This is a genomic window from Paracoccus luteus (assembly GCF_004522155.1).
In the GTDB taxonomy this organism is placed as follows: domain Bacteria; phylum Pseudomonadota; class Alphaproteobacteria; order Rhodobacterales; family Rhodobacteraceae; genus Paracoccus; species Paracoccus luteus.
This window is the reverse complement of the sequence record NZ_SDEA01000019.1, coordinates 1-13124: the sequence shown is the minus strand read 5'-3', so window position 1 is coordinate 13124 and position 13124 is coordinate 1. Positions and strand designations below refer to the sequence as shown.

Here is a 13124-nt window from a genome sequence, read left to right as displayed (position 1 = left end):
GGATCAGTCCTTTGCGTCTGGATCAGGAAGGGGTGGCTGTGTGGGCGGGGGCGCGGCCGTCGATCTTGGCGATCAGCGCGCCGAGATCGGGCGGCTCGGTCGTGTCGAGGCGGCCGGAGCGGTCCTTGGCGGGAAGGCCCCAGGGGTTGCCGGAGCGGCAGACGAGGCGGCGCTCGGCCGAGGTTTCGTCGAGGGTCCAGTTGCCCTTGGCGTCGCGGCCGAAGAGCTGCATAGAGACCACCTGGTCGACGATCCCCGGCAGCTCGCGCCCGGCCTTCGTGCCCTCCATCTGCGGCTGCCAGGTCGTCGCGCCGAACTCGTCGGTGACCTTTTCGAGAACGCCGACGAAGATCACCGTCTTGCCGCGGGCATGCTGGAGATGCTTCAGCGCCTGGATCACCTCGCGACCCAGGAGCCCGTAGGCGCCACGGACATCCGGCTTGCCGGTTCGCTCGGAGAAGGCCTCCGGCTGCTGGCGGGCATAGGCCATGGCCTGCCGCGTCAGATCGGTGATCGAATCGACGAAGACGATCCGCTTTCGCGCGAGGAAATCCTCGATGCCGGTGCCGAGATACTGCTGCTGCAGCCAGGCGTGATACTCGACGCCGTACCAGGACTGCGGATGCTGGGCCGGATCGTGGCCGCCGATCAGCACGGCAAGGTCGCGGAAATCGGTGAAGCTGCGCACCGGGATCGAGTCCCCGCGCCAGTCCTGCACCGACTTCATGCCGGCCTCGAGATCGAGACAGACCGTCTCCTCGGCGGGCAGCGTCTTCAGGAGCGTCGTCTTGCCGACGCCGGGCGGGCCGAAGATGGCGAGGGACGTCTTGTTCTCGGCGGCCGAGAGCCGTTCGTCGGCGGTGATGATGCGGAAGGCCATGGGGTTCTCCGGGAGTTGCGTTCAGGGTGCGCGGCGGCGGGGGTGACCGGGTGCCGAAGGGGAACCTGCCCGGCGTTGCCGCTCGGGCGTCCCGCCGCCGCGCGTCACCGGTCTCGAGCCTCGAGCCGGAAGACGGGTTTGCTGGTGGTCTCGCTGCGCGCGTCCGCGAAGCCCTCGCGCATCGCCGCGGGCCAGGCGCCGAAACGCCGCTCGGGCACGCGGTAGGCGATCTCGAGATATTCGGTCGGGTCGTCGCCGGCGGCGCGGATGCGCTCGGCCATGGCGGCGAGACGGTCCTGATCCCAGGAAACCTTCTTCGGCAGGTCCGCGACGATGACGACGCCCTCGTCCTCGACCCGCACGGTGCCGCTGGTCTTGCCCTGCGCGGCCCGCTCGGCCGCGGCGGCGGCCTCGTAGCGCTGCGCGATGCCGGCCTCGAGCCGGTCCCGCAGCCGCTTCACGCGGGCGGCCTCGGCGAGCGCCGTCGTCTGCAGATCCAGCAGCATCTCGGGCGGCAGCGCCGCGATGTCGCCGAGGGCGAGACCTTCGAGGTCGTCGAAACATGGGGCATTGTCGGGGTGCGGCATGGCGCGAACTCCGATGGAAGGGAATGGCAGGGCCATCACGCGGCGCGCTCTTCGAGGAGCAGCGCCGAGAGCGAGGGAGCGGCGGACTTCGGTCTGGGCCGGGCGACGGCGATGTAGGCGAAGCGGTCGGGGCCCACGCGCTCCTGCACGAGGTGGACGAGGCCCTTCTCGAAGGCGCCCAGCGCGGCCTGACCGAGGTCGGCGAGCTGGCGGCGCTCGGGCTCCGGCAGGGTCGAGATCACCGGCGTGACGTCGATCCCGAGAAAGCCGCGGTGATACTCGATCCGGGCGCCAGCCTCGGCCTGTGCGATCCAGGCGTAGAGCTCGACATCGGTGAGCTTCGGCGTCGCCACGCGGGCGCCGATCGGGGTTGCGGCGACCATCAGCATACCCGTGCGGCCCGCGCGGGGTCAGCGGTCAGCCGACGGGGCGAATGACCGACGCGCGCGACCGCCTCACTGATTTTCAGGGCACGCTGCAGCTGGCTCTGCTCGAAGGCTTCGATATCGGCGAGCCGATAGAGCACGCGCCCGCCGAGCTTGAGGAAGGCCGGCCCCTGGCCGGTGTAGCGCCAGCGCTCCAGCGTCCGGTGGGAGATCCCCCAGCGCCGGGCCAGCTCCTTCTGTTTCAGGCAATGCCTCTGCAGCATCGGTGTCTCCTCTCGTTGTCGAGGAGACCATGCGAAATTCCACTGTGGGATGTCGTGGGGACTGGCGGGGGATGCGGAGGGGGATCAGACGACGCTTGCAGGAGTGGCTCTTGGCTGCTGGTGGGACGCCGTCATCCCCCACCATCCCTCACTCGTCCCCCTCCCGATCCCACAGGGACCGGGCGGAAGGGGATCGCTCAGTCGAGATTCAGACGGTAGCCGCCGCGCCGGTCGGAGCGGATCAGATGCCGCCAGTCCTTCTGCGACTTGAAGACGTCGGCCATGCGCAGGCTTTTCGAACCGGCCCGCGACAGGATCGCCTTGCCGTTCTGCCAGGGCGCGCCAGCCTGCGCGGCCTCGTGCAGCGCGCGCACGACTTCCGCCTGGATCGGGCCCAGCTTGAACCGGCAGCCGTTGCAGCGGACCTCGAGATAGTCGGCCGAGTGGATGAAGGTGGCTTCCTCCATCGGCTGGCCGCCGGGCGAGAACCCGGTCTCGATCTCGAAACGGTCGCGTTCATCGCGCCTTAGAAGGAGGTCGCCGATCATGACGAGGACGGGTTGCGCATCGCCCCAGGTCTCCGCGTAGTCAGCTTTCGACGTCCGAAAGCTTTCAAGATGGACTTCACCACACCGGAAGAGCTGGAACACATCACGGGCATGGAGATCGAGCAGGCCGCTGTAGTAGTTCTGTTCCCACGGCACCCGGCAGGGCTCGCCGTCCGCACCTTCCTCGTAGTCGCCGAACTCCATAGGCACGCCGAACACGCGCACCGACAGCCGGAGCTTGTCGTTTTCCGCGAGGTAGATCAGGTCGGCCTCGGTGATCTGCCACCGCTCGAGGATCTCGGGGAGCGTGAAGTACGATTTATCGATGTGCATTCACTGCTCTCCGCGCCGATTCCCGTGTAAGATGTTTACCTTCTGTTCTTATTCGCTTGACGGGCTTCGATCAATCCGATTTTATCCTATTTCATCCACAGATGGGTGGGGATGACATGACCGAGCACCACACGCTTTCCGACCGCCTCAGAGCCCGGGCCAATCAGCTCGGCATCAGTCCCGCGCACGTCGCCGAAATGGCCGGCGTGAACCGGTCCTTCGTCTACGACATCCTCCGTGGCCGTTCAGCCCGCCCCGGCATAGACCGGCTGGCAGAGGTCGCCCGCGTGCTGAAGGTCGATCGCGACTGGCTGATCCACGGCATTGGCGAGGTGGAGGGGAAGCCTCCCTTCTTGGACAATCCTGACGACGCCTTCGTGGCTATCGCCCACGCCACCCCGCGCCCAGCAATGGGCGGCGGCGCGGTCGTGACCGAGGACGGCGACACGCCCGGCCGCGTCTACCACTTCCGCCGCTCCTGGATCCGCAACAGCCTCAAGGCCAGCCCGTCGCAGCTGCGAATCATGCATGTGGAGGGGGACAGCATGGCGCCGACGCTGCTCAGCGGTGACGCGGTGCTGGTCGACATGACCCGGCGTGCGCCCAACCCGCCCGGCATCTTCGTGCTGGATGACGGGATGGGGCTGGTCGCCAAGCGGCTCGAGCACATCCCCAACAGCGACCCGCCCGCGGTGCGCGTCATCTCCGACAACAAGCACTACCCCGAATACGAAAGAACGGCCGACGAGATCCACATCGTCGGCCGCATCCGTTGGTTCGCGCGGGAGATCTGAGGTGATTGCGTTCCGCGAGGTCGATGATGCCGATCCGGCGCTGGTGTTCTCGCCGCTGGTGCGCGGGATGGAGAAGACCTTCGCCTGGGTAGACGAGCATGGCGGCATTTCCCTGACGCCGTCCAGGGCCTTCAAGCGGGTCTTCGTGCACTGGGCCGCGGCCGAGTTCGACTGGCCCGGCCACACCGAGGCGGACCTCTTCGCCGTCAACAAGGTGCTGAACGAGCCCGACTTCGCCCCGCTGATGGTGCTTCACGACCTGATGATCGCGATGAAGCTCGGGCGGCACTACAAGGGCGAATTCCGGCCAACCAAGGCTGGCCAGGCACTGGCGGGCCATCCCGGTCGGATTTTCGGCACGGTCGTCCCGTTCTTCCTGTTCCGGATCAACCACGCCAGCATGTCGCGGTTCGACGACGCGCCGATCCTGGGCAACTGGGACGTTTTCCTGAACGTGCTCAACGTCGAGTCCGAGAACGGCGCCACCGGCGCCCACCTTCGCCGCGTGCTCTTCGGAGAACCCGAGATGGGGCCGTTGCCGCGCTACGACGAGGTGATGGGCCAGCTCTACATCCAGGTGCTGCGCCCGCTCTGCTGGGCGGGGCTGCTACAGCAGGGACGCGGCACGGCTAGCTATCGCTTCGAGGAGGCGGTGTTCATGAAGACGCCGCTTTGGAGATCGGCGCTGGTTCTCGACACCGATGCCCAGGTCGCGCCGGCGATTCGTCACTGAGGCTCCGCCGGTTCCTATCCTCTGCGCAGGCTTACGCGGGACTCCCATAAGCCTTTGAATCCGATTGTTTTCGGAGGGTGTGCGGGTAGCGTTTCCCCCATGCGAAACGTGCTGACAAATCCACAGCGGGGTTCAAACCCGCTGCCGCCCGACCAGATGACTCCCGCCGAGCGCCGCGGCGAACTGTGCGGCCTGCTGGCGCTCGGGCTGGTCCGCCTGCAGCTGCGGGAACAGGGCGAACCTTCTGACGATACTGGAGAAATTCGCCTACACTCTCCGGCCGACCGATGCCGTCATGCAACTCCAACTCACCGGAGACCCGCATGACGACCCACGATCCAATTCTCGCGCGCCTGGCTGCGCTGAAAACCGCCACGACGCCGGAACTGAAGGCGCAGTGGCGCGATCTGTTCGACAGCGAGCCGCCGCCGTTCAACCGCCGCTACCTGGAAAGCCGCTTGGCCTACCGCATCCAGGAACTTGCCTATGGCGGGCTCAAACCCGAGACGATTCGGCGCCTCGAACGGCTCGGCGAGGAACTGGACGGCGGCGACAGGAAGAAGCGCGGCATCCGCGCCGATCGCGACCGCCCCATCACCGGCACGCGCCTCCTGCGCGAATGGCAGGGCGTCGAACAGATCGTAACCGTCACCGCCGACGGCTTCGAATGGCAGGGTCGGCCGTACAGGTCGCTTTCGGCCATCGCCCGCGCCATCACCGGCACGCGCTGGAACGGCTGGGTCTTCTTCGGGCTCAAGAACCACAGGGGGCGGACATGACGAAACCCGTCGTCCGCAAGCTGCGCTGTGCGGTCTACACCCGGAAATCCTCCGAGGAAGGGCTGGAGCAGGAGTTCAACTCGCTCCACGCCCAGCGCGAGGCCTGCGAGGCCTACATCGCCAGCCAGCGGTCCGAGGGCTGGGTGCTGGTCCGCGATCAATATGACGACGGCGGCATCTCGGGCGGCACCCTGGAACGGCCGGGCCTGAAGCGGCTGCTGGAGGATATCGAGGACGGGCTGGTCGACGTGGTCGTGGTCTACAAGATCGACCGCCTCAGCCGCTCGCTGGCCGACTTCGCCAAGCTGGTCGAGGTGTTCGACCGGAACAGCGTGACCTTCGTCTCCGTGACGCAGTCCTTCAACACGACCACGTCGATGGGTCGGCTGACGCTGAACATCCTGCTCTCGTTCGCCCAGTTCGAACGCGAGGTCACGGCCGAACGCATCCGCGACAAGGTCGCCGCCAGCCGGAAGAAGGGCATGTGGATGGGCGGGGTGCCACCCTACGGCTACCATGTCGAGAACCGGAAGCTGTTGGTCGACGAGGACGCCGCCGAAATCGTCCGCTGGATCTTCGCCCGCTTCCTCGAGATCGGCTCGGGCACCGAACTGGCCCGCGAGGTTGCGAAGCGCGGAATCCGCACGCCGCGCGGCAACCGGATCGACAAGAAGTACCTGTACCGGATGCTGAACAACCGAGCCTATATCGGCGAGGCGGTCCACAAGGGCGAAAGCTATCCCGGCGAGCACGACACCATTATCGACCGCGAAACATGGGATCGTGTCCACGCCATCCTGCAGGAAAGCCCGCGAAAGCGGGCCGCACGCACCCGCGCCGAGACGCCCGCGCTGCTAAAGGGGCTGCTGTTCGGTCCGGATGGCGCGGCCTTTTCGCCGACCCATACCCGCAAGGGAGACCGGCTCTACCGCTACTACGTCAGCCAGGCCGTGCTGAAGCATGGTGCTGGTGCGTGTCCGGTCGGCCGCGTGCCTGCTGGCGAGATAGAGGCCGCGGTCATCGATCAGTTGCGGGCCGTGTTCCGCCAGCCCGAGATCGTGGCGGGGACCTTGAAGGCGGCGCGCGCCCACGCCGCCGACATCACTGAGGCCGACGCCCGTGCGGCCCTCCAGCAGCTCGACCCGTTGTGGGACGAGCTGTTCCCTGCCGAACAGGCGCGCATCGTGGCGCTGCTGGTCGAACGCGTCGACATCAGCACGGACGGGCTCAACGTGCGCCTGCGCGTCGACGGGCTGGGCAGCCTCGCGCGCGAGATGCTGGCCGGCGGCATCGAGGCGGCAGCATGACCCGCTGTGCTCCTATCCCCGAGACGGTAACACTCCACGTCCCGTTCCGCATCGTGAAGCGTGGCGGCCGGAGGGAGATGCAGATGCCCGAGGGCGCCACGCAACCGCGGCGGACAGACAACACGCTGGTCAAGGCGTTGGCCCGCGCGTTCCGCTGGAAGCACATGCTGGAATCGGGCGAATTCGCCACCGTCGCCGAACTGGCCGAGCGAGAGGCGATCGCACCTTCCTACATGACACGTGTCCTCCGCCTGACGTTGCTGGCGCCGGACGTCATAGAGGCGATCCTCGACGGGCAGCCGGGGTCGGAAGTGACGCTGGCGCGCGTGCTGGAGCCGTTTCCGATGCATTGGGCGGAACAGCCGGTTCATTTCTCTTGGACCGGTTGAACAGCAGTTCGCGACCGGTGCGGCGATCGGCCGGATCGAGGCCGATCTTCCCGTTTGTCCGGGTGCAAGGAATGTCCAATCCGGACGCACATGGATTTCACACGTCATGCTGCTTCCGGCTGTCCGCCGGAGCCTCAACGGATTTCGAGCACCCGAACTTCCTTGATGTGCGAGCCGACCTGATATTCGACCTCGTCGCCTACCTGTGCGTCGAGGAGGGCCTGCCCAAGCGGGGTGTGAACGCCGATCTTGCCGTTGTCCGGGGCGTTCTCGCCCTCGACCAGGGTAAAGGCGAGCTTCTTGCCATCGGTGATATTCTCGACCTTGATCTTCGAGCCAAGCGCCACGGTCGGCTCGGCCGCGACCCGGCTCGCCGCAGTGAAAAGGTCGCTGCCGGCAGAAGGCTCGAACCGCAGGCTCGCCTGTTCGGGTTTCGGTGGCGCCGCCGATGAATTCGGCGCAGCAGACCCAGGCCTTGGCTCCACTAGGGTTTGCGATGGCCCCTCTTCGACACCAGAGGTCGTGTCTTCCGCCAGGCGGGTCAGCAAGGCCATCGCGTCGAGACGTTCGGAATGTTTCACGCCGCGCGTTTTGGCATCGGCGAGCGCGGCGTCGATCGCGTCCTTGAGGACTTCAATCTCGGCGCGCGGATTGCGGAACCAGTCGGTTGACCAGATCCGGTGCAGTCGCCAGCCAAGCCCTTCGAGCACCTCTTGGCGCAGCCGATCGCGGTCGCGGCTCGACTTCGAGCTGTGATAGGCGGCGCCGTCGCATTCGACGCCGAGGATGTAGCCGTAGGGCCAGTCCGGGTGCCGGATACCGAGGTCTATACGGAAGCCGGCGACGCCCACCTGCGGCACGGCCTCGCAGCCCAGGCGCTCGATCTGAGCCGCGACATAGTCCTCGAATGGACTCTCGGTGCCGCCCTGCGGGCCTGCCGCGTCTGGGATATGCCCGGTCTTCGAGTATTCGAGCCAGGCCCGGAACATTCGCACGCCGAGCGCCTTGTTGCCGTCGACGAGGATGTCGGTTGGCTTCATCGAGGTAAAGGTCATGATTTTCCGCTTGGCGCGGGTGAAGAGCACGTTCAGGCGGCGATGGCCATGGGCCGAGTTGATCGGTCCGAACCGCTGGAGCACCTTGGCGCCGGCCGCCTCCGGCCCGTAGAGCGTAGAGATCATCATCACGTCACGCTCGTCACCCTGGATCGTCTCGATGTTCTTGACGAAGAACTCCTCGAGCGCGTCGTTCTCCTCCTCCCATTTCTCGACAAAGGCCTGGACCTTGGGGTTGCGGTCGCGCTCCCGCTCGAACTCCTCGAGGATCAGCTCCTTCTGGTCTGAGTTCATCGTACAAATACCGAGCGACAGCTCCGGCCGGTGCGTCATGTGGTGGACCGCGGCGGCAACGATGGCGCGGGCTTCTGTCTCGTTGCGGCGCCCCTTGTAGATGCCGGGCACCTCGATCAGCTCGACGCCGAGATCGGGGTGGTCTTCCTGCGCCGAGGGAAAGATCGTCAGCTCGCCCTTGTACATCCACTGGTTGGAGAACTGGATCAGCGCCGAATGCCGCGAGCGGTAATGCCAGCGGAGCTGGCGTACCGGCATGAAAGCAACGTTGGCCATGTCGAGGATGCTTTCACTGTCCTCGCGCAGGTCCTCGTCGGTGTCGCTCTCGTCGAGCACCTTCTGGAAGAAGCTCGTCGGCGGCAGTTGCTTGGTGTCACCGACGATCACCGACTGGTTAGCCCGGCTGATCGCGCCGATGGCGTTCTCGGGCGTCATCTGCGAGGCCTCGTCGATCACCACCAGGTCGAACCGCATGCCGTGCCGGAGGTACTGTGCCACAGCGAGCGGCGACATCATCCAGCAGGGCTTCAGCTCGACGAGGGCGCGGCCGGCGCGGCTCGTCAGCTCGCGGACACTGATGCGGCGCTTCTTCTTGTAGAGCTCGTTGTAAATCAGGCTCATCTCGGAGAAAGTCGACTTCCGTCCGATATTGTTGCCGGCCGGCGGCCGCGCCGACTCCAACAGTTCCTGCACCACCGCGGCGCGGGAGAGCTCGATCATCTCGCGGTCCTTGGAGCGGATTTCGCCTCGGATGCGGTCGAAGTCTTGGCCGTCGTAGCCTTGCAGCGCGGGGCCCCATTCCTTGTAGGCGAGATCCGCCATCGAGCGCGCGATCAGAGCGCGGACGATCGGTGCGAGCCGTGCCGGATCGAAAGCCTCGCCTTCGGCCACCGCCCAGTCGATCAGTTCGCCCAGCCCCTGCCCGCGCAGGCTGTCCTCGGCGCGCTTCAGTTGCGCCCGGTCGAGCAGTGATTGCGGATCGGCGGCGGCCTCCCGCAGGTCGGCCGTCCGCCGGGCCAGCGCCATCGGCGTCGAGAAATCCTCGGGAAGACCGAGATCGGCCGCGAAGGTGCCGACTTGCGACTCGAGCTTTGCGCGGCGGGCAGCAAAAATCTCGAATTCCTTCGCCATCGCGTCCGCCCGGTCCGACCGGATCGCGTCGAGCGCAATATCCGCGTCCTCGGTGTTGGCGATCGCTTCGGCGAGGTCGCACTCGACATTGAGCAGGTCGGTTCGAGTCGTGAGGCCGGAGAAACGCGCCCCGAGCACCTCGCGCGCCGGACTCTCCTCGATCTTGCGGGCGAGGTCTGTTTCCATCGTCTTGCTGACCAGGATCTCCTCGATCTCCGGGAGACGCAGGCTTTTCTTGTCGCGGAAGAGCTCGAGGTGGCTCTCGGCCTCTGTGATGTAGCGCCGTTCCCTGTCGGCGAGATCCTCGAGTTCGCGCAGCTTCGCCTCGGTCTCGGAGAGGGTCAGAGGAGGCACCTCCTCCAGTTCCGCAAAAGCGAGTACAGGATCGAGCTCGCCGGTTTCGAGGTAGGTCTTGAGGTCCACGCTGGAGCCGGCAATGTCCTTGCAGATCCCGTGGAAGGCCACCACACGGCCGATCGCCGTTCTGTCGGTGTTGAAGCCCTGGAAGTGAGGCCCGAAACACTCCTTGTAGCGGGTGCCATTGTCGAAGTCGCGGCGGCTGTCGTGCCAGTCGGCATATTCCTTCAGGCGCCGCGCCATGTCGGCCTGCGTGTCCTCTCGCCGACCTCCGAGAACATTCATGTAGGTGTTGCGCGCCGCCTTGTAGGCAGAAGCCATCTTGCCGAAAAAGCCGGCGCCTTCGATGGCGGCCGCGGCATTCCTGAGTTCGCCCGGGTTGTGGGAACCGCCGGCTGATGGCAGCGCTTGCCGGATACGACCAATCTCGGTCGAGAGACGCGAGATCGTGTTATCGATCTCGATTGCCACGGACTCGATCGAGGCCATCGGGTCGCCACGGCGGAGGGAGAGGATATCCGGGGACTGCTCGGCGATGCGCTTTGCCCCATCGCGGATTTCCGTCAGGGTCCGGCCGGAAGATGTCCAGCTTAGGGGAAGCCGGGACGCGACGACAATTACCTCGTGAGCATCGGCGACCGCTGCTTCGATTTCGGCGAGCCTGACGAGATGTTGCTCGGGATCGAGCCGCCCGCCCCGTGCCCGGGCGAAGTCTGCGGCCGCTGCGAGGCGCTTCCCGACATTCCAGCCCTCGGCATCGCGTAGGCTGTGGCCGACCTGAGCCAGGAGTGTCTGTCTTTCGCTGAGCTGGCCGCAGAGATCCCGGGCTGCCCGGCGCGCGACTGGATCGGTGAGTCGTTCGAGTAGCTCCGGGTCGACCCGTCCACCTTCGCGTGCGGCGGCCGAGAACAGATCGCAAATCGCCTTCATGTCGATCACGAAGGGGTTCGCCGTCATGAAGACGGCGACGGAGGAGGCCGCGACGTTCCTCTCGAAGATCTCCAGAGACTCTGCCAAGCTGGCGGCAGTCTCAGCGTGATCCGCGGCCAGGTCATGCGACGTGATCGGTGCGGTCGAGGCGCGCCAGAGGACTGGCATGCGGGCGATCCGCCCGAGCCGGGTGCCGAAGGATGCGGCTTCCGAAACCAATGCCTCGACCTCGATCGCCCCCATTGCCCCGGCGTTCGGAATCGCCAGCCGGCGGATCTCCCGCGGCAAGGCGTCGCGGGTCTCGGCCGTGGCTATGGCATGGCCAATGACCTGGTGCACCGTCAACCCTGTAGAGCCAAGCATCGCGCCCAGCGCATCAAGGTAGCCCTGGAGAATGGCGCGGTCGCGCTCGAGGGCGCGCTGGCGCGAATCGAAGCTGTGCCGACCGGGCCCCGGGGACCGGCTCATCTCGAGGCGGGCTTCTATGCTCTCGTAGACGGTCTCGGCAGTGCCACGGCCAGCCTGAAGCGGCAGGATGAAGTTGCCGAGGCCAGCGGCATCGAGGCGATTCTTCACCACGTCGAGGGCGGTCAGCTTCTCGGCGACGAAGAGCACCTTCTTTCCGTCTGCGAGCGCCGATGCGATAAGGTTGACGATGGTCTGCGACTTGCCAGAGCCCGGCGGGCCTTCGATCGCCAGGTTCTTCTGGTCGGCGACATCGACGAGGGCGGAGTACTGCGACGCATCCGCATCCATCACCACGTATGGCACCTTCCTGGCGACCTCGGGATCGTCGGTACCGTAGGTCTCGGCATAGGCACCATCCCCGACGCCGGTCGTGGCGAGGAGGCGCACCACCGTCTCTTCCTCGGCCAGCGGGCGTTTTTCCGGGTCGAGGTCGTGGTACATTGCGATTTTCGAAGACGGAAAGATACCGACGCAGGCCTCGCGGCGGACCTTCCAGAGCCAGCCCGAGGGCGCCGTTTCTTCGATCGTCTTGAAGTAGTCCTCGACGCTCCCGCCCTCGTAGTCCGGCAGGGCAAGCTTCTTCTCGTTCTGGAGCTTCAGTGCGAGGTTGGTGTTGACCATGACCTGATCGACGCCGTGAAGGTAGAATTCGGCGCCCTGAGGGGACTGCTTCCGCTCGATCCGGATCTCGAGAAGCAGGAGCGGAGAGACGAACCGATCGTTTTCGTCGGGGCTCTTCCACTCGAGGAGGCCGAAGGCGGCATGGAGCACGTTGACGCCGGTCTCGCGCTCGAAGGACCGCCCTTTCTCGAGGATGGACTTTGCTGAGCGTTGCAGACGGTCCGGCAGAAGCAGCGTCTGAATGTCGTCGTCGCTGTGCCGGCCGTCGTGGTGTTCGTCTCCGGGGAGCGGCAGGATATAGCTCGGCTCGACACCGTGGAGACGAGCGTGGTCGGCCAGCGACGGCGCGTCCTTGGTCTGGCGCGGTGGCAATCCAAGGTCTTCGCGTAATCGGTCCTTCAGGGATCGCTCGGCCTTCATCAGCCTTTCTTCGGCCTTGGCCCCGTCGGGATCGATTTTCGCGATGTCGGCGAGGTAGCCCTCGTCCTCCTGCCGGGCGACGAAGAGTGCATCCCGGAATTCGTCCGTCTGCTCACCCGGAAGCTCGTCCTCGAGAGCGGGCAAGGCCGCCAGCCGCATCTGGCGCTTCTGGGAAAGGTTGTGGCGCAAGACGTCCGGTAGCTCGTCCACGACGCGGATGAACGACGTCGACGCAGGGGTGAAGCGGATGTTGATCAGCGGGTTGCGGCGGGTCGAGTCGAGAAGTCGGAGCCGGAGTTCCTGTAGCTTGGCCGCGACAAGCTCGATGTTTTCGTCGGTCAGCAGGGCGCTGGAAGCCTCTTGATCAGGCTGTGAAACGCTCATGGAAACTCCTGGCCCGTGACAGATGGACTTCACGCGCGGTTCGTCCACGGCTGAGCCTAAGCTATCAATTTATATGTGACAACAATGCCAAAGGTGAGACGAACCGGCGGTCTAGTCTACTTTCTTTTTGGGCTTCTTGCGATGCCGCAGTCTATGACCGGGAATGCCTCGACTGGAACGAACGCAATGGCGGACGTTCGATTTCTGTTCCATCTCGGCGAACGCCACCGGCGTCGAAGTGGTTAAGTGGGCATTCAAGAAAACATCAGCAAACCAATGACTTACAAGCCCTGCACCAAATCGGCGCAGTCATCAGGTCCGGAGAACATCGACCCTGAGAGACCGCTGTCGGGCATCCTGGCGCTGGGACCAGTGCTCAGTCCGCCCCGCATAACCCTCTAAAACAACGGAAAAATCATGCCGCAGCCGGATCGGGAGAACGCTTTCGCAGGGGCAAGTGGCGGA

General features: G+C 65.6%; 11 protein-coding genes. 5 read left to right on the top strand and 6 right to left on the bottom strand.

The window, feature by feature from the left end; genetic code table 11:
- Nucleotides 1–22: 22 nt before the first annotated feature.
- The 5 genes from EPA64_RS15480 to EPA64_RS15460 form a co-directional block, all read right to left on the bottom strand.
- Entirely contained in the window at nt 23–880 is an 858-nt protein-coding gene (locus tag EPA64_RS15480; RefSeq protein WP_134727209.1) for an ATP-binding protein, read from the bottom strand.
- Nucleotides 881–984: 104 nt separating this feature from the next.
- Entirely contained in the window at nt 985–1467 is a 483-nt protein-coding gene (locus EPA64_RS15475) for a hypothetical protein (RefSeq protein WP_134727208.1), read from the bottom strand.
- 35 nt (nt 1468–1502) lie between these two features.
- A complete protein-coding gene (locus tag EPA64_RS15470) occupies nt 1503–1856 on the bottom strand; it encodes a hypothetical protein (RefSeq protein WP_134727207.1) in 354 nt (117 codons plus the stop codon).
- On the bottom strand, nt 1850–2116 hold the full coding sequence (locus EPA64_RS15465) for a helix-turn-helix transcriptional regulator (protein WP_134727206.1): 267 nt from the start codon (nt 2114–2116) through the stop codon (nt 1850–1852). Before EPA64_RS15465 ends, EPA64_RS15470 begins: the two co-directional genes overlap by 7 nt.
- Before the next feature lie 197 nt (nt 2117–2313).
- Entirely contained in the window at nt 2314–2997 is a 684-nt protein-coding gene (locus tag EPA64_RS15460; RefSeq protein WP_167626686.1) for a hypothetical protein, read from the bottom strand.
- Nucleotides 2998–3113: 116 nt separating this feature from the next.
- Between EPA64_RS15460 and EPA64_RS15455 the strand changes: the two genes are divergently transcribed.
- From EPA64_RS15455 to EPA64_RS15430, 5 genes are all read left to right on the top strand, one after another.
- Nucleotides 3114–3791: a LexA family transcriptional regulator gene (locus EPA64_RS15455; RefSeq protein WP_134727204.1), complete on the top strand. Its 678-nt coding sequence runs from the start codon at nt 3114–3116 to the stop codon at nt 3789–3791.
- 1 nt (nt 3792) lies between these two features.
- A complete protein-coding gene (locus EPA64_RS15450) occupies nt 3793–4524 on the top strand; it encodes a hypothetical protein (protein WP_134727203.1) in 732 nt (243 codons plus the stop codon).
- A 323-nt stretch (nt 4525–4847) separates the two neighbouring features.
- A complete protein-coding gene (locus EPA64_RS15440; RefSeq protein WP_134727201.1) occupies nt 4848–5303 on the top strand; it encodes a DUF2924 domain-containing protein in 456 nt (151 codons plus the stop codon).
- Nucleotides 5300–6610: a recombinase family protein gene (locus EPA64_RS15435; RefSeq protein WP_134727200.1), complete on the top strand. Its 1311-nt coding sequence runs from the start codon at nt 5300–5302 to the stop codon at nt 6608–6610. The genes EPA64_RS15440 and EPA64_RS15435 overlap by 4 nt, the downstream gene beginning before the upstream one ends.
- A gap of 83 nt (nt 6611–6693) precedes the next feature.
- Nucleotides 6694–6999 (top strand): hypothetical protein, encoded by a 306-nt coding sequence (locus EPA64_RS15430; protein ID WP_425467053.1) that lies wholly within the window; start codon nt 6694–6696, stop codon nt 6997–6999.
- A 134-nt stretch (nt 7000–7133) separates the two neighbouring features.
- On the opposite strand, the gene EPA64_RS15425 is transcribed toward EPA64_RS15430, so the two are convergent.
- Nucleotides 7134–12659 (bottom strand): DUF4011 domain-containing protein, encoded by a 5526-nt coding sequence (locus EPA64_RS15425; protein WP_134727198.1) that lies wholly within the window; start codon nt 12657–12659, stop codon nt 7134–7136.
- Nucleotides 12660–13124: the final 465 nt, after the last annotated feature.